The organism is Simplicispira piscis, from assembly GCF_054783455.1.
Genome location: NZ_BAAGQN010000016.1, coordinates 113,516 through 130,517 on the forward strand (window position 1 = coordinate 113,516; position 17,002 = coordinate 130,517).

Sequence of the window (17,002 nt, forward strand, 5' to 3'; positions counted from 1 at the left end):
GGTTTTTAATCAGCAACGATACCGCAACCGATCACGGAGAAACCCATGTCAGCCCATTGCCACGACAACCATTGCCACAGCAGCCCGGCCAGCGCCGATCCCCGTTACCGGCGCATCCTGTGGATCGCCCTCATCGTCAACGCTGCCATGTTTGCAGTGGAGATGGGCGCGGGACTGCAGTCGGGTTCAGCGGCACTGCTGGCCGATGCCATCGATTTCCTGGGCGATGCCGCCAACTACGGCGTCTCGCTGTGGGTGTTGGCCATGGCCTTGGCCTGGCGGGCCCGCGCCGCCCTGCTCAAGGGGGCCAGCATGCTGGCGTTTGGAGCGTTCGTGGCCGGACGGGTGGCCTGGAGCGCCTGGCAGGGCATTACGCCTGAGCCCCTCACCATGGGCAGCATTGGCCTGCTGGCCCTGGCGGCCAACCTGGGCGTGGCCGTGCTGCTGTACGCCTGGCGCGAAGGCGACGCCAACATGCGCAGCGTGTGGCTGTGCACGCGCAACGATGCGTTGGGCAACCTGGCCGTGATGGCCGCCGCCCTGGGCGTGTTTGGTACAGGCGCTGCCTGGCCCGATTTGGTGGTAGCCGCCACCATGGCGGGTCTGGCCATCAGCGGAGGCTGGAGCGTGGTGCGCCACGCACGCGCAGAACTGGCGCAGGACGCGCATGTGCATGCTTAAGGCAATGCTGAACAATTCCCTCACGCGCTGCGCATCCGTACCTCGGGCGGTCTGCGGCGTTGCAAATCCTCGCCATAGCTGCGGCTATGGCTGCGGTTTGCGCCTTGCATCCCATCCCGATGCACGGCGCGCATCATCGCGGTGACTTATTCAGCATCGCCTTAATGCGGGCGTTGTGAGCTACTAAAATAGTAGCTATCAGCGCTTTCCTGGTAAGCGCAAAACGCCAAAAAATATGTATTTTTCCTGCCCACGGCTCGCGGCACCCTAAGGCCATGCAGATCCAGACCGTTCTGAAAATTGGCGCTGCGCTGTGCGTGGCTTTCTTTGGCATCGAAGCAGCACGCACCAGCCTGCAGGCACCAAAACCCGTGCGGCCCCCGCTAGCACAGGTGCTTGTGCAAAGCCCGGTGCAAACCCCCACCGACAAGGCGGCGTTCGGCTTCGAGGGCTACCAGATCAAGCCCCTGGCGCAGTTCACTGTGCGCGCCCGGGTGTTGGCGCGCGAAGACTACCAGATGGACAAGGAGGCCGATCTGTCACCCATGGACCTGGCGCTGGGCTGGAAGCAGATGGCAGACCCGGCGGTGTACCGCCCGCTGAACATCACGCAGGGCGGCCGCTGGTACCGCTATTCGTGGAAGGAACAGCCGCCTATCCCGCTGCAGGAAATCATCGAATCTTCCGCCAACATGCACATGATTCCGGCCAATGCCAGCGTGCACAAGGCGCTCAAGAAGGCGCGCGAAGGCGGCTTGATCCAGATCAGCGGCTACCTGGTAGAGGCCACCCATCCCAAGGGCTGGCGCTGGACCAGTTCGCTCACGCGGTCGGACTCTGGCGCCAACTCGTGCGAACTGGTCTTTGTAGAGTCTGCCGTGGTGGAGTAGCCAGCATCGAAAGCCCGCTGCAAGCCCTGCGGGCCTGGCGCGTGCTCCAATGCAAGGCTGCTCTCCACATCCTTTTGTCATGACTCGCCCGCCCGCACCTTCTGCCCCCCTGCCACCGGCTTCGGTGCCGCACACTGCGACCGAGGATGCAGTCGCCATTTTTACCGGTGTACTGATGATTTCCGTGGGCATCGCCTTCTTCACCAGCGCAGGGCTGCTGACGGGCGGCACCGCCGGGCTGGCGTTTTTGCTGCATTACGCAACGGGCATCGGGTTTGGCAAAATTTTCTTTGTGCTCAACCTGCCGTTTTATTGGCTGGCACTGCGCAAACTGGGGCGCGAATTCACCCTCAAGACCTTTGTGGCGGTGCTGTTGCTGTCTTTGCTGACCGAGCTGCAATCGCAGTTTTTGCAGTTTTCCCACATCGAGCCGCTGTATGCCGCCATTGCCGGCGGGCTGATCACGGGCACCGGTTTTCTGGCGCTGTTTCGCCACCGCTGCAGCCTGGGCGGCGTGGGCATTGCTGCCCTGTACCTGCAGGATCGCTATGGCTGGCGCGCGGGCAAAGTGCAAATGGCCGTGGACTGCTGCATTGTGCTGCTGGCCCTGTGGACGGTGGAGCCCATGCGCGTCGCCTGGTCCATTGCCGGTGCCGTGGCGCTGAACCTGGTGCTAGCCATGAACCACCGCCCCGGGCGCTACATGGCGACCTGAGCGATGGACGGGCAGCGGGCCACGGAACCTTTGGCGCGTTGCGGCACTCAGTCGTCGATGCGTCTCATGGTTTCTGTGGTGGTCATGCTTGTGCTGGTCTTGCGCGGCCTTGTGGGCACTGCCATGGCTTTTGAGGCCGTGCCCTGCCAGCCTGTACCGGCCCAACACAGCGGCATCGATTCACTTCACCCCACCATGGCGCTGCCCGCCCCCCAGGCCAGTGACTGCAATGAACCCATGCGCTTCGTGGGAAGCACCTGCGAAGACGCTACGCAGGAAGCGTGCTCACCCCTGGGGCATGGCCCTGCCTGCCAGTCGTGCGGCGCCGGTCATTCGGCCCCGTGGGCGCCTGTTGCGCTGCTGTCGTGGCCAACCGCGCAAGGCTACGCCGCCCTGCGGCCCCCAGACGCTGCCTGGTTTGCCAGCGTGCCTGTGGCGCCCGCCTTCAAGCCGCCCATTGCCTGATTCTTGCGCCCTCCAGGGCATGCCTTGCGCTGCACTTCAATTGAATAATTTGATAGCTGCTTGCGCAATACAGATAAGCGCTACAGCCATTTTTCTCTAATTTTTCGGCGTTCGATGCCACGGTCGGCGCACCCTGCCCCAGAATCGTCCCATCGATCGCCAGCCATTGAAAGAACTTTCCATGCCTACCCCGCTCTTCCTCTCGCCCCTTCGTGCTTCCCACAGCGGCCTGCAGCGCCGCCATCTGCTGGCGAGCCTGCCTGCGCTGGCGGCGGCGCTGGCCGCACCGCGCCTGGTGCGTGCCGCCCAGGCAACGCCCGTTGAAATCTGGAAAGACCCCAGCTGCGGTTGCTGCCACGACTGGATCACCCATATGGAAGCGAATGGCTTTCACTTCACCATCCACGACACGGGCAACAACGCGGTGCGCGCACGCCTGGGCCTGCCGCAAAAGCTGGGCTCGTGCCATACCGCCCTGGTGGGCGGCTACCTCATCGAGGGCCATGTACCGGCCAGCGATGTGCGCGCGCTGCTGCAGCAAAAGCCCAAGGCTTTGGGACTGGCGGTGCCCGGCATGCCGGTGGGCTCGCCCGGTATGGACGGCCCGGCCTATGGCAACCGGCGCGATCCCTACGACGTGCTGCTGGTCGCGCGAAATGGCAGCACCCGCGTGTTCAAGAGCTACCACCAAGCGCCAAGGTAACCCGGCTGCGGCTTCATAATCGGCCGCATGATTTCCTCCTCTTCCTGCGCCCGAGACCAGGGCAGCATCACCCGTGTGGCCGGTATCGAGGTGGGTCACTACACCGAGAGCCGCCGCCCCACCGGGTGCAGCGTGGTGCTGGCCCGTGACGGTGCTGTGGCCGGTGTGGATGTGCGCGGAGCGGCGCCCGGCACGCGCGAGACCGATTTGCTTGATCCCAGCAACCTGGTCGAGCAGGTGCACGCCGTCATGCTCTCGGGTGGCAGCGCCTGGGGCCTGGAGGCCGCCACCGGCGCTGTGCGCTGGCTCGAAGAACAAGGCGTGGGGCTGGACATTGGCGTGGGCCGCCTGCCGCTGGTGCCGTCCGCCGTGCTGTTCGACCTGATGGTGGGCGACATGCGCGTTCGCCCCGACGCCGCCGCTGGATATGCCGCCTGCGCAGCCGCCTCGCGGGCCGATCCGCTGGAGGGCAGCGTCGGTGCGGGTACCGGCGCCAGTGTGGGCAAGATGTTTGGCATGGCGCGGGCCATGAAGGGCGGCATTGGAACCGCCTCGGTCACGGTCGATGGCGTGACGGTGGGGGCGTTGATTGCCTGCAATGCCGTAGGCGATGTCCTGGACCCCGACACCGCCCGCCCGGTGGCGGGTGCGCGTACGGCCGATGGGCTGCAACTGGTCGATACCCGGCGTGCCCTGTTGCGCGGCGAGTCAGCACAGTCCCTGCTCGCAGGTACCAACACCACCATCGGCGTGGTAGCCACAGACGCCATGCTTACCAAAGCCCAGGCCCACCGCCTGGCCGTGGCCGCGCACGATGGCCTGGCGCGCAGCATCAACCCGGTGCACACCATGCTCGATGGCGATACCTTGTTTGCCTTGGGCACAGGCCTTGCGGGCAAGAATCCGGGCATGCTGCTGCTGTGCACCATGGCTGCCGAGGCCACAGCCCGTGCCGTGCTGCGCGCGGTACAGGCTGCGCAGGCGATCACCACTTCGGAGGGGCTGCACCTGCCGAGCATGGCCGACATGGACGGGACGATGTGATGCCGCAGGCTTTTCGCTCCACACTGCTCTCCTTGCGGGACATGCTGGTGTCTGCCGGGCCGCTGGCTTTGCTGGCTGTGGGCCTGCTGGCCTTGGCCTATTGGTGGCTCAACCCCACACCGCCCAAGTACGTAGTGCTGGCCACGGGCGCCGAGCAAAGCGCCTACGCTGAATTTGGCCAGCGCTACCAGAAGGCACTGGCGGCACAGGGCATCGAGGTACGCCTGCTGCCCAGCGAAGGATCGCTCGCCAATCTGCAACTGCTGCGCGAGGGGCGCGCCGACCTGGCCTTTGTGCAAGGTGGAACCGCCGTGCTGGAGGCCGAAGACCACGATCAACTGCGGTCTTTGGGAAGTCTGTTTGTAGAGCCCCTGTGGCTGTTCTACCGTACCCAGGCCGTGCGCCACAGCACCCCGGCCGGGCGGCTGGACGCCCTGCCCCAGCTGCGCGGCCTGCGTGTCAATGTGGGTACCGAGGGCAGCGGTGTGCCCATCCTGGTGGACAAACTGCTGGATGCCAACCATATGCTGGCCTCAGATCTGCGGCTGTCCCGCCTGGAGCAAACCCCGGCCACCGTGGCTTTTCTGGACGGCAAGATCGATGTGCTGGTGTTTGCCTCAGCGCCTGAATCCCCTATGGTGCAAATGCTGTTGCAAACCCCGGGCGTGCGCTTGATGGATTTTCCGCAAAACGAGGCTTATGGTCGGCGCTTTCCATTCCTTACCCCGGTCACTTTGCCGCGCGGTGTGGTGGATTTGGCGGGCAATGTGCCTGTCCACGATGTGCGGCTGGTCGCATCCACCACGGCCCTGCTGACCCGCACCGACACCCACCCGGCCCTGCTGCAGCTGTTTGCCCAGCATGCACAGACCCTGCACAGCGGTGCGGGCTGGTTCAACCGGGCCAGGGAGTTTCCCAGCACACGGCACAGCGAGCTGGAGATTGCGCCCGAAGCCGACCGCGCCATCAACGAGCCTGTGCCCTTGCTGCAGCGCTACCTTCCATTCTGGCTGGCCAACCTGGTCCAGCGTATGTGGCTGGTGCTGGGCATCTTGATCGCCGTCATGCTGCCCTTGTCGCGTGTCGTACCGCCGCTCTACCAGCTGCGCGTGCGTTCGCGGGTGTTTCGTTGGTATGGGCGGTTGCGTGAGATTGAAAACGACATGGTCTCGGGCCAAGCACCCTCCAGTGATCTGACGCAGGCCCTCGATGCGCTGGAAGCGCAGGTGTTAAAGGTCAGCGTGCCGCTGGCCTATGCCGACGAGTTGTATGCATTGCGCAACCACATCCAGATGGTGCGCGGCAGGTTGGCACGCTAGGAGGTTGTACCGCCCTATAAGGGCGGGCGTTTCAGCTCTCAGCGACGGGTGGATGGCGGACTGCTGCCGCGTCCAGAGCTGGCCATGGCGTCAATAGCGCGTTCCACTACATGTTTGCCCGACATCACGCGCAGCAGCCCCTCTGCCGCCAGCTTGTCGCGCATGCGGCGTGTCATGGACTGGGTGCTGTTATCAGCGGCGGTGAAAAGGAACAGCGTTTTATGCGGGCTGGCCCAGGTCAGTTGCGTACGCATGACCTTACCGTTGGAAACCAGATCCACCCAGGCACCAACCACGAAAAGATCGTCAATGCCGGGCGCTGCATTCAGATCCACATCCACGGCGCTCTGCGAGGACTTGGACAGATCATCGGCCATCGATTCGATGCCGATCTCGGCGCTGTCGACGGGCTCGGTTACGGCAGGCGGCGAATCCAGAATCTGCTGGTGCAGCAAGACGAGCCGTTCAATCAATGCGCTGGTGCTGCTGTCGGGGTGGCCAATAGTGGCCAGGCCCTCGCGCAGCGTCGCTAGCATGCCGGGTATGGCATCGACCATACGGCCGAGGTCTTCACCCACCTGTTCGGGTTGAACGCTCCAGAACAAGAGCGGCACCAAGGCCAGGTAACCACCGGGGTCTCCATCAGCGCCCTCGGGCTGCTTGAGTTGCGCCCGGGCCACCACATCGGCCCAGGGGCCGGTGGCAAATTCCATGATGTCAGCAGGCACCTTGTCAATATCGGGCAAGGCACGGATGTTGGCGGCAATTTTTTCGGCCAGCAACTCGCGTTGTTCGGCGCGCAGCAAGGCCTTTTCTTCGGCGGTGCGGCGGGCTTGCTGCTTTTTCTCTTGCGTTTCCCAGGCCGATGACAGCGCCTTGAGCACGGCCTCGAAGGGCGCTGCGCTGGTGACATCGGGCTGCTGCGCGAGGTGGTTGACCGCTTGGTCTACCAGACGCATGTAGCGTTTGAAGCCGGGCTCTTCCACGTTGGTGAAGGCCAAGCTGCGCTGCGTCAACTCGTCGAGCAGGCGGCGCGCTGGATGGTCGCCATCGCTGAAAAATCGCGGGTCGTGGCGCACCAGCTTGCGGATGGCTGGCTCCAGGTTTTGCACCGCTTGCTGCACGGGGGGCAGCAGGCGTGAATCCTGGGAAATATTCTCCACCATGCGTGCCACCACCTCGGCGGCCATGGCGGGCGATTCGGCCGCGCCGCCATACGGTACGCCGTAGACGCTGCGGGGTGCACCCTGCCCGCTGGGGGCGTACCCGGGCTGGCTTTGGGCCAGGCGCCCGACCAGGCGTTCGAGTTGGGCGATGTCCTCCATAGCTTCGGAAACCGCAACGTTGGCGTACTGCCCGCCAACGGGTGTGCCGTACACGCTGGAGCCGCCACCCTGTGCTTCCATGCGCGCCGGCTGCACATGGGCGTGTGCAAAGCCTGTGACTACCGGTCCAGCGCGCGGAATCTCAAACGGGTCGCCACCACCGGCCAACATCTGGCGCAGGATGCCCACGGTCAGCAAGGCCTCTTCCGCTTCGGGCGCGAGACCCCCCATGGGGCCGGGGTCGCCGCTCCAGCCAGAAGCCATGCCCGCACGCCCGTAAATCGAAGAGGGGCTGCCATAGCCGCTGGCGCCGCCCATGCCATGACCGTAGCCTGTGGGATTGCCATAAGTGCCGTAGCCACTGGCCCCGCCCCTTGCGAGTCCGCCCATGGCGCTCGAGCCCGGCATGGCCACCACGCCATAGCCCACGGGACGCACACCCTGCTCGCGCAGGCTTTTGGCGGCGCGTTTGTACACATCCACCAGCTGCGAGCCCAGTAGATCGCCCATGTGCTGCATCCAGGCTTCACGGATGGGCGCCGCCACCCCGGACTCGGAAATCACCTGCTGCAACGCGCGGATGTAGTTCTCGGGGCGCAACGGGTTGCGTTCGGGTTGCACGCGGTTCAGCCCCTGGGCTCCACTGACCAGTGCGTTAAGTTCGGCCAGCACCGCATCGGTGGCATGTACCGCCATTTGCTGGGTACGGGACAGCTCCACCTGTGCCTGCACTTCGGCGTCGTCAACCAGTGAGAGTTCGCCAAAATCCATGCCGCTGGCATCCGCCTGGTGTGGCTTGGCGGCCGACGGACCTTCCGCAAAAATTTCCAGCAAGGCCATGGGGTAGGCTTTGACCAGCGCTGTCTCTTGCTGGTTCAGCAAGCGCAGCGCATCACTGGCCAGGTTGCGTCGCGCAATGTCCCTCAGTTCAGATTCCTGGCTGGTCAGCGCACCGCGCGTGACCTGCACCAGCTGCGTCATCAGGGCTTCGCCCTCGCGCACTGCGTTGACAACGCAGGCGCGGAATACCGTCCTAGTACGAGGCGCAGGCTGTTGCATGGCGGGGCGATGAGGGGCTGGGGAAGAAAACGTCCAGGCGATATCCTACTTCTACTTGAGGGCCTTGAAGCGCATGCGGTGCGGACGCGCACCTTCTTCGCCCAATCGTTTCTTCTTGTCGGCTTCGTATTCCTGATAGTTTCCGTCAAAGAACGTCCACTGGCTGTCGCCTTCGGCTGCCAAAATGTGTGTGGCAATGCGGTCCAGGAACCAGCGGTCGTGGCTGATGACCAGCACGGTGCCGGCAAATTCGAGCAGCGCGTCTTCGAGGGCGCGCAGGGTTTCCACGTCCAGGTCGTTCGAGGGCTCGTCCAGCAGCAGCACGTTGCCGCCGGCAATCAGCGTCTTGGCCAAGTGCAAACGACCGCGTTCGCCGCCCGAGAGCATGCCCACTTTCTTTTGCTGGTCAGCACCGTTGAAGTTGAAGCGCCCGCAGTAGGCGCGGCTGGCCATCTGGAATTTGCCCACATTCAGAATGTCGAGCCCGCCAGAAACGTCTTCCCACACGGTTTTTTCGTTCGCCAAAACATCGCGATGCTGGTCCACAAAAGCCATGTTGACGGTCGAGCCGACCACCACCGTACCGCTGTCGGGCTGCTCTTTGCCCGCCAACAGCTTGAACAGCGTCGATTTACCCGCGCCGTTGGGACCGATGATGCCGACGATGGCGCCCGGCGGAATGGTGAAGCTCAGGTTGTCGATCAGCATGCGGTCGCCAAACGACTTGCTGACGTTGTGGAATTCAAACACCTGCTGGCCCAGGCGCTCGGCCACGGGGATGAAAATCTCCATGGTCTCGTTGCGCTTCTGGTATTCCATGTCGGAGAGCTCTTCAAAGCGCGCCAGACGCGACTTGCTCTTGGCCTGGCGCGCCTTGGGGTTCTGGCGCGACCATTCGAGCTCTTTCTTCAGGGCCTTGGCGTGTGCTTCTTCGCTCTTTTGCTCCTGCGCCAGGCGCTCGCCCTTTTGCTCCAGCCAGGTGCTGTAGTTGCCCTTCCATGGAATGCCGCGGCCGCGGTCCATTTCCAGAATCCATTCGGCGGCGTTGTCGAGGAAGTAGCGGTCATGGGTGATGGCCACCACGGTGCCAGGAAAGCGCTGCAGAAACTGCTCCAGCCATTCCACAGACTCAGCGTCCAGGTGGTTGGTCGGCTCGTCGAGCAGCAGCATGTCGGGCTTGGACAGCAGCAGGCGGCACAAAGCCACACGGCGTTTTTCACCGCCTGAAAGCATGCCGATTTTGGCATCCCACGGTGGCAGGCGCAGCGCATCGGCAGCGATCTCCAGTTGGTGCTCGGAGTCGGTGCCAGCCGTGGCGATGATGGCTTCGAGCTGGGCCTGTTCGGCCGCCAGCGCGTCAAAGTCAGCATCTTCAGCACCATAGGCAATGTAGACCTCTTCGAGGCGCGCCTTGGCGGCAAAGACGGCGCCCATCGACTCTTCCACCGATTCGCGCACCGTGTGCTCGTCGTTGAGCTTGGGTTCCTGCTCCAGGTAACCGATGCTCAGGCCAGGCATGGCGATGGCTTCGCCTTCATATTCCTTGTCGACCCCGGCCATGATCTTGAGCAGCGTGGACTTGCCCGAGCCATTGAGGCCCAGCACGCCAATTTTTGCGCCTGGAAAAAACGAGAGCGAAATGTCCTTCAAGAGCTGGCGCTTGGGCGGCACCGTCTTGCTGACACGGTTCATGGAATAAACGTATTGGGCCATTGTGTGTAGTCAAACCTGCAAATCAAACATGCGCAAGAGGTTGCGCAAACCAGCCCCCATTATCGACTCATGCGACAATACTTGAAGTTGGGCACTCCAGTTGCGCTCGATATCAGCACTTTGCTGGGGACGAAGCAAGTCATTGCAGGCTCCCACCTTTGAACCTCGTCAGCCTGACACTGGCTCGGCAGTCCTTTCGCAGACTGCCTGGACAGGCCGACACCCGGCACCCGGTTGGGTGCATTTCAATCCATGACATTTGACGATTTGAATCTGGCTCCGGCCATCATGAAGGCTGTGCGTGAGCAGGGCTACGAGACCCCCACTCCCATTCAGGCGCAGGCCATTCCAGCCGTGCTGGCGGGCCAGGACTTGCTGGCCGGTGCACAAACCGGTACGGGCAAAACGGCAGCCTTCACGCTGCCCATGCTGCACCGTTTGTCGCAAAGCGCTGCCCCGAAAAACAAGTTTGGCGGCAAGGGTGTGCGCGCCCTGGTACTGACCCCCACGCGCGAACTGGCCGCACAGGTCGAGGAATCGATTCGCCAGTACGGCAAATACCTGGATCTCAATTCCACCGTCGTTTTTGGCGGCGTGGGCATGAACCCGCAAATCGACCGCATCAAGCGCGGCGTTGACTTCCTCGTGGCCACGCCCGGCCGCCTGCTGGACTTGCAACAACAGGGTTTTCTGGACCTCTCCACGGTCGAAGTACTGGTTCTGGACGAAGCCGACCGCATGCTCGACATGGGTTTCATCCATGACGTGAAGAAAATTTTGGCCCTGGTGCCCAAGGAAAAGCAAAGCCTGTTGTTCTCGGCGACGTTCAGCGACGAAATCCGCGAACTGGCAGCCACTCTGCTCAAGAACCCGCAAAGCATCCAGGTGACGCCGCGCAATACCACGGTGCAGCGTATTGCGCAGGTGATCCACCCCGTGGGGCGCACCAAGAAAAAGCAGGTGTTGCTGCACATCATTCAGCAGAACAACTGGAGCCAGGTACTGGTGTTCACACGCACCAAGTTTGGCGCCAACAACGTGGCCGAATTCCTCACCAAGAATGGCGTGCAGGCCATGGCGCTGCACGGCAACAAGAGCCAGAGCGCACGCACACAGGCACTGGCCGGCTTCAAGACCGGCGACATCCGGGCCTTGGTCGCCACTGATATTGCTGCACGCGGCATCGACATCGACGAGTTGCCGCACGTCGTCAACTACGAGATCCCCAACGTCCCCGAAGACTACGTGCACCGCATTGGCCGCACGGGGCGCGCGGGCAACAGCGGCGAAGCCGTCAGCCTGGTCTGCATGGACGAAGAAGGCTTCATGATGGAAATCGAGCGCTTCACCAAGCAGGAAATCCCGGTGCAGTTGCTCGAAGGCTTTGGTCCTGAAGATGGTGAACAGGCAGAGCCCATCGCCATGGGTCGACAAACCATTTGGGGCGGGGCCGGTCGGCCGCCCAGCCGTGATGTGATGCAGGCGGCTGCCAAGGCCGCGCGCACCGAAATGATGGACCGCATCCGCACCAACAAGGCAGGCCAAGGTGAGCGCGGCGGGCGTCCGGGTGGCGGTGGCGGTGGCAGCGGTAACGGTGGGCGCAGCGCAGGCGGCGGTGGTCGCAGCAATGCGCCCCGTAATGCCCAAGGCCCGGGTAGTGCACCCAGAGGCCAGGCCCCGGCCCGCAACCGTCCCGCCGGTACAGGCGGCGGCGGGGGCGGGGGCGGCGGGCATCGTTTTGACGACCAGCCACCGCGCGACAACGCCCACCTCGGTACGCATGGTGGACACAGCATGCCATCCCAGCGCAATTCAGGTGGTTCTTCGCAGCCAGATCCTATGCGTACCAGCGTCGACAGCATGGCGGACCGTGGTCGCCGTGGCGGTGGCGGCGCCCGCAGCGGGGGTTATGGCGGCGGCGGCGGTGGCCGCAGCGGAGGTGGCGGTGGCCGCAGTGGCGGCGGCTCGCGCGGTTCCTACGGGCGTTAACCCAAAGCCTGCGTTGCCAATGTGCAACGCAGGCTTTTTTGCCTGTGCGGTGCGAGCGTACCTTTTTCTCGGTTTTTTGTGATTTTGATAAAAAACCACTCTAACGCCCTGGTAGCAAGCGCATCCAGCTATTAAGTTGATAGTATTTTCAACGTAAATTCCAGACAGCCCTGTTTTCAGCATTCCACTGAACCGGGTCGCTCAGTAACGTACGGTGGCGTTTCCGCTGACATTCACCACAGCTATCGCCGGGTAATATCGCGCCCAGACATGGCCCGGATCTCCTGGGTCTTTGAGGCCGCAACGGCCGTCCGCAGCATGACCATGCCCCCTCTTCCCACACCAGCAATGGTTCCAAATTTCATGCAAACACTCCGCAGACCAGGCCGCTGGCCGCTGGCTTCTTTGCTGGCAGCTGCTTTATTGACCGCTTGCAGCACGACGCCGCTGCCGCCCTGGCCTGCCAAGGCCCCTGCACCACCTCTGCGTGGTGGTACGGTCGTGGTGCCCGCACCGCTGGGTGCGCCGCAGCCTGGGTTTGTACAGGCAGCCCCATCCGTCCAGCCCGTTACCCGGCCCATGCCGGTGCAGGCGGGAACGCTGCAGGACCTTCCCTTCAATGCCGCTGTTGCTGCACGTTTTCCGGACCCGGTGGTGCGCTATAGCACCCCTGGCCTGGCGGATCAGCGCCGCGCCTTTACCACCAATGCCGAGCTCAACCAGTGGCTCGATCAGATTGCAGACACCCCATCGCGCAGCGGCACCTTGGCCAGGGTGTTGCGGCTGGGGCCGTCCCAGCGCGGCGAATCCATTTCCGCGTTGGTACTGACCCGCGACAAGGATACCGGTCCCGACACCCTGGTTGCCGGCAAGCGGCCCACCGTTCTATTGATCGGGCAGCAACATGGCGACGAGCCTGCAGGTAGCGAAGCTCTGCTGGTGGTTGCCCAAGAATTGGCCCATGGGTTGCTGGAACCACTGCTCGACCAGATCAACGTCGTCATCGTGCCCCGTGCCAACCCCGATGGCGCCGAAACCGGAACCCGCAGCACGGCCAATGGCGTGGACATGAACCGCGATCACTTGTTGCTGAACACCCCCGAGGCCCAGGCATTGGCGGCGCTGACCCGTGACTACCGGCCCATCCTGGTGCTGGACGCCCATGAATTCACCGTGGCAGGCCGCTATCTGCAGAAATTCCATGCAATACAACGCCACGACGTCTTGCTGCAGTACGCCACTACGGCCAACGTCCACGAGTTTTTGACCAAGGCCTCAAGCGAGTGGTACCACGCACCCATGCTCCAGGCCCTCAAGGGCCAGGGATTGAGTACCGAGTGGTACTACACCACTTCCAACCGCCCCGAGGATATGCAGATGTCGATGGGCGGAGTGCAGCCCGATACGGGTCGCAATGTCAATGGCCTGAAGAATGCGGTCAGCCTGCTGGTGGAAACCCGCGGCATCGGCATTGGCCGCATGCACATCCAGCGCCGTGTGCATTCGCAGATCAGCGCCATCAGCAGCGCGCTGCGCAGCACCGCCGAGCGCGCCGCCCGTCTGGAGCAAGTGCGCTCCTATGTGGTGCGTGACACCATTGCCCAGGCATGCCGCGATCAGGTGGTGGTAGAGGCTGCGCAGACGCCAGAAAAACATGCGCTGACCATGCTTGACCCCGAATCGGGTGAAGACCGCATTCTGGACGTCGACTGGAACTCTTCACTCAAGCTGCGCACCGTCAAATCGCGGGCGCGACCTTGCGGTTACTGGCTGTCGGCAGCTTCGACCATAGCTGTTGACCGCCTCAAGCTGCTGGGCGTGCAGGTGATGCGCGTGGCCGAGCCCGGCTCACTGCTGGCTGACACATACCAGGAAACCGCACGCGAAACAACGGCCCGCCAGGACGTGCGTGGCCCCATGGCGGGCAGCGAAGGCATTGTGCGTTCACAGATTGCTCTGGTGCGCAGTGCCATTGACGTGCCTGCCGGAAGCTTTTACGTGCCCCTTAACCAGACCTTGGCCAATGTGGCGGTGGCGGCGTTGGAGCCCGACACGCAAAACAGCTACTACGCCAATCGCCTGATCGAACGCCTGGAAGACTCTGCCCGCATCATGGGCACGCCCAGCCTGGTTTTCGAGGAACAGCAATAACTTGCCCGTATCGCTCCCACTGCATGCCGCACATGCGGCAGGCCGTCATTGGGCAGGTATGATGCCGGGCTGCCTCAACGCCTTGGCCCTTGGCAAGGCTGTCAATTGATTCAAAGGCTGCCCGTAGCTCAACCGGATAGAGCAATAGCCTTCTAAGCTATAGGTCGGGGGTTCGAGTCCCTCCGGGCAGGCCAACACAGCATTCAATACGGGCCATTTTTGGTTATCGATTGCAGCAATCGTCAAAAGCAGCGCAGACGAAACTCATCGACCGGCTCTGCGCGCATCGGTTGGATACGACGCACCATTTCATTGCGAATCAGCGCGCTGAACTTTTCCATGTGCAGCGCTGCGGCATCCGGGTCCTCGGCTTCGATTGCGCTAAACACCTTGCCAAATGACTCACAAGTTTCTTGCCGTCCAGCGCTTGATTCATAGAAAAACGAAGAGTCCTTCCAGATCCGGCTCCACACGGTTTGGTGGGACAAATTGTTGAAGGCATCGATGATGGGCTTGCTTGGGGTTGCCTTTAGCAAGGCCAGCCCAAGTCGACCAATCAGGTGAACAAAGGCCTCCGCCGAAACTGCGTCGGAGTCCACCCCATCACGGGCGTCTTGTAGCGGACCTTCAAGGGTTCGCATCCGTGCTGGATCACCTGAAATGGCCTGGTAGCGCACCGCCAAGGAGAGCAACATGGCTCGTGCGTTGAACAAATCGATGATGTCATTCAGCGTGAGCTTTACAACGGATGCTCCACGTCGCGGCTCGATGCGCACCAAGCCTTGGCGCTCCAAGATGCGTAACGCATCCCGTACCGGCCCCCGGCTAATGCCAAAAATCTCTGCCACCTTGTGCTCCACGATTGCTTCGCCTGGCTTCAATGCGCCAGCCAACATTTGAGCGCCTAAATACTCCGCAATTTGCTCCGCAACGGTCGTTGCTCGCATCTTGGATATACCAGTTGGGGTTGGGGTAAGTGAGGCGACAAGCATGGAAGTGGAGGTTTCAACGACGGAAGAATTGTATTGATCTGCGCAAGAGTGCTTGTGTGTACGTCGTTGCACGCAGTCGAGTGGGACCGCGCCATTCGACTGCCAGAGAACCCATAGAGTACGCGAGAATCCGAGTCTCTTATGTTACACGGTTAACAATCGACAGTTGATCGTACGCATGCATAATGCAAAAACACTGCACGCCATCCACTCCGGATCGCGTATTGGAGGCAAGAGATGAACAACATGCACACGCTCACCGCAAAAATGGCGCGACATGGCGAATCAGTTGTCGAGCAACTCGACAAATGGTCCGTTGAAAGACCGTCGGCCCGTTGCTTCTTCTATGGTGAGAAGGACCTTCTTCTTACCTACAGCGAGTTCAGTGCTCAAACAGATTCCGTGGCTGGTTTTCTGTCGAGCCAAGGATTTGCACGAGGGCGCCGGGTGTCAACGCTGACACGCAATCCCCTGCATGCTGCGCTGCTGATGTTTGGCGTCTGGAAGGCGGGAGCTGTCTATGCGCCGATCAACTTCGCTTTTTCCGGGCGTCTCCTTTCCTATCAAATCAACGACACGCGCCCGTGCGCCGTCTTGGTGGATGCATCGGGATTGCAGGAAATCGCAGCCGTGTGGGATACGTTGACGGAAAAACCGGCGCTGATCCTTTCGCATGATGCTGTAGAAGCACAAACGCCCAGGCCGTCGGGTGCCATCTGTCACCAACTGGCCGATACCACCGTGAGATACACACGGCCAGACGTCCGCACCTTGCCCAGCGATCCAGCGAACATCGTCTACACCTCGGGTACGACCGGGCCAGCCAAGGGTGTGGTGCAACCGCACCGCTGGATGGCGCAATACACCTACAACGCTCGACTCATCATGACGCAGCAGGATGTTGTCTATAACGACCTTCCTCTCTACCACGTTGGCGGCGCCATTTTCAACGTTGTACGCGCCATCTGGGTAGGCTGCGAGGTTGCCTGCTGGGATCGCTTTAGCCCAACGCAATTCTGGGATCGCATCGACCAAGTCGGGGCAACCACGGCGGTGTTGCTGGACGCCATGATCCCTTGGTTAATGAACGCACCAGCAGGAGAGAAAGACCGCACCAACAGCCTCAACAAGGTGCACATGCAACCGCTTCCACTCAACCACCACGCAGTTGCGCAACGGTTCGGTATCGACGTCATCACCTGCGGTTTTGGACAGACCGAATCGGGCAACGGCCTCGTGGCTCTGATCAATGAATGTGAGCCCGGCGAGGGAACACCGGCATCCCTCTTCAAAGGCCATGACAGCGCAACGCTGAACCGGCTGTTTGCAGAAAATGGTTTGGCGTGTGTCACTCCAGAGCAGGCCAGTGTGAAGGGATTCATGGGGCGTCCCAGTCCTTTCTTTGAAGTGGCGATTCTGGACGAGTCGGACGAGCTGTGTGCACCGGGCGAAGTGGGCCAACTGGCGCTGCGTCCACTTGTGCAGAACACCATATTTCTCGAATATTTTGGCAAGCCCGAAGCCACCGCCGCGGCATTGCGCAATGCGTGGTTTCACACCGGCGATGCGGCTACTGAGCTTGAAGACGGCACCTTTCTGTTCGTGGATCGTTTGGGTGACCGGATTCGTGTACGCGGAGAGAACTTGTCTTCTTTTCATATCGAAGACTTGCTAAACCAGCATGCGGATGTCTCCATGACTGCCGCTTTTGCGGTTCCTGCCCAAGAAGGCGACGAAGACGACATCGTGGCCTACATCGTCCTCAAAGAAGGCCGCACGTGCGATGAAGTCTCTATGCACAGCTGGATCGCAGAAAACTTACCCAAGTTCATGCGCCCCCGTCATGTGCGTTTCATCGCAGAGCTGCCGCGCACTGCCACAAACAAGATTGAAAAGTACAAGTTGCGCACCCAATTCAGCGCCGCTGTTTGATCGCGTAGCCCTGCGACATAAAGA

General features: G+C 62.0%; 13 protein-coding genes and 1 tRNA gene. 11 read left to right on the top strand and 3 right to left on the bottom strand.

The window, feature by feature from the left end; translation table 11 throughout:
• Positions 1 to 45: 45 nt before the first annotated feature.
• The 7 genes from ACYVOC_RS12500 to ACYVOC_RS12530 all read left to right on the top strand — a co-directional run bounded on the left by ACYVOC_RS12500 (position 46) and on the right by ACYVOC_RS12530 (position 5,817).
• The gene (locus ACYVOC_RS12500) at positions 46 to 681 is read left to right on the top strand and encodes a cation transporter (RefSeq protein ID WP_461162023.1); all 636 of its coding nucleotides are present in this window, start codon (positions 46 to 48) and stop codon (positions 679 to 681) included.
• A gap of 275 nt (positions 682 to 956) precedes the next feature.
• Positions 957 to 1,571: a hypothetical protein gene (locus ACYVOC_RS12505; protein ID WP_461162024.1), complete on the top strand. Its 615-nt coding sequence runs from the start codon at positions 957 to 959 to the stop codon at positions 1,569 to 1,571.
• Positions 1,572 to 1,650: 79 nt separating this feature from the next.
• On the top strand, positions 1,651 to 2,286 hold the full coding sequence (locus ACYVOC_RS12510) for a YitT family protein (protein WP_461162025.1): 636 nt from the start codon (positions 1,651 to 1,653) through the stop codon (positions 2,284 to 2,286).
• A 57-nt stretch (positions 2,287 to 2,343) separates the two neighbouring features.
• Positions 2,344 to 2,751, top strand: coding sequence for a hypothetical protein (locus tag ACYVOC_RS12515; protein ID WP_461162026.1), 408 nt, complete (start codon positions 2,344 to 2,346; stop codon positions 2,749 to 2,751).
• A gap of 181 nt (positions 2,752 to 2,932) precedes the next feature.
• Positions 2,933 to 3,454, top strand: coding sequence for a DUF411 domain-containing protein (locus tag ACYVOC_RS12520; RefSeq protein ID WP_461162027.1), 522 nt, complete (start codon positions 2,933 to 2,935; stop codon positions 3,452 to 3,454).
• A gap of 27 nt (positions 3,455 to 3,481) precedes the next feature.
• The gene (locus ACYVOC_RS12525) at positions 3,482 to 4,498 is read left to right on the top strand and encodes a P1 family peptidase (RefSeq protein ID WP_461162028.1); all 1,017 of its coding nucleotides are present in this window, start codon (positions 3,482 to 3,484) and stop codon (positions 4,496 to 4,498) included.
• Complete coding sequence (locus ACYVOC_RS12530) at positions 4,498 to 5,817, top strand: TAXI family TRAP transporter solute-binding subunit (RefSeq protein WP_461162029.1); 1,320 nt, start codon at positions 4,498 to 4,500, stop codon at positions 5,815 to 5,817. Before ACYVOC_RS12525 ends, ACYVOC_RS12530 begins: the two co-directional genes overlap by 1 nt.
• A gap of 38 nt (positions 5,818 to 5,855) precedes the next feature.
• On the opposite strand, the gene ACYVOC_RS12535 is transcribed toward ACYVOC_RS12530, so the two are convergent.
• Both ACYVOC_RS12535 and ettA read right to left on the bottom strand, forming a co-directional pair.
• Entirely contained in the window at positions 5,856 to 8,201 is a 2,346-nt protein-coding gene (locus tag ACYVOC_RS12535; protein ID WP_461162030.1) for a DUF1631 family protein, read from the bottom strand.
• A 51-nt stretch (positions 8,202 to 8,252) separates the two neighbouring features.
• The gene (ettA, locus tag ACYVOC_RS12540; protein WP_116003915.1) at positions 8,253 to 9,914 is read right to left on the bottom strand and encodes an energy-dependent translational throttle protein EttA; all 1,662 of its coding nucleotides are present in this window, start codon (positions 9,912 to 9,914) and stop codon (positions 8,253 to 8,255) included.
• A 252-nt stretch (positions 9,915 to 10,166) separates the two neighbouring features.
• On the opposite strand from ettA, the gene ACYVOC_RS12545 reads away from it, so the two are divergent.
• The 3 genes from ACYVOC_RS12545 to ACYVOC_RS12555 all read left to right on the top strand — a co-directional run bounded on the left by ACYVOC_RS12545 (position 10,167) and on the right by ACYVOC_RS12555 (position 14,248).
• Complete coding sequence (locus ACYVOC_RS12545) at positions 10,167 to 11,903, top strand: DEAD/DEAH box helicase (RefSeq protein ID WP_461162031.1); 1,737 nt, start codon at positions 10,167 to 10,169, stop codon at positions 11,901 to 11,903.
• A 363-nt stretch (positions 11,904 to 12,266) separates the two neighbouring features.
• Complete coding sequence (locus ACYVOC_RS12550; RefSeq protein ID WP_461162032.1) at positions 12,267 to 14,054, top strand: M14 family metallopeptidase; 1,788 nt, start codon at positions 12,267 to 12,269, stop codon at positions 14,052 to 14,054.
• A gap of 117 nt (positions 14,055 to 14,171) precedes the next feature.
• Positions 14,172 to 14,248: transfer RNA gene (locus tag ACYVOC_RS12555), tRNA-Arg, on the top strand.
• A gap of 48 nt (positions 14,249 to 14,296) precedes the next feature.
• Here ACYVOC_RS12555 and ACYVOC_RS12560 read toward each other — a convergent pair.
• Entirely contained in the window at positions 14,297 to 15,046 is a 750-nt protein-coding gene (locus ACYVOC_RS12560) for a GntR family transcriptional regulator (RefSeq protein ID WP_461162033.1), read from the bottom strand.
• 237 nt (positions 15,047 to 15,283) lie between these two features.
• Here ACYVOC_RS12560 and ACYVOC_RS12565 point away from each other — a divergent pair, with 237 nt between their 5' ends.
• On the top strand, positions 15,284 to 16,978 hold the full coding sequence (locus ACYVOC_RS12565) for a class I adenylate-forming enzyme family protein (protein WP_461162034.1): 1,695 nt from the start codon (positions 15,284 to 15,286) through the stop codon (positions 16,976 to 16,978).
• Positions 16,979 to 17,002: the final 24 nt, after the last annotated feature.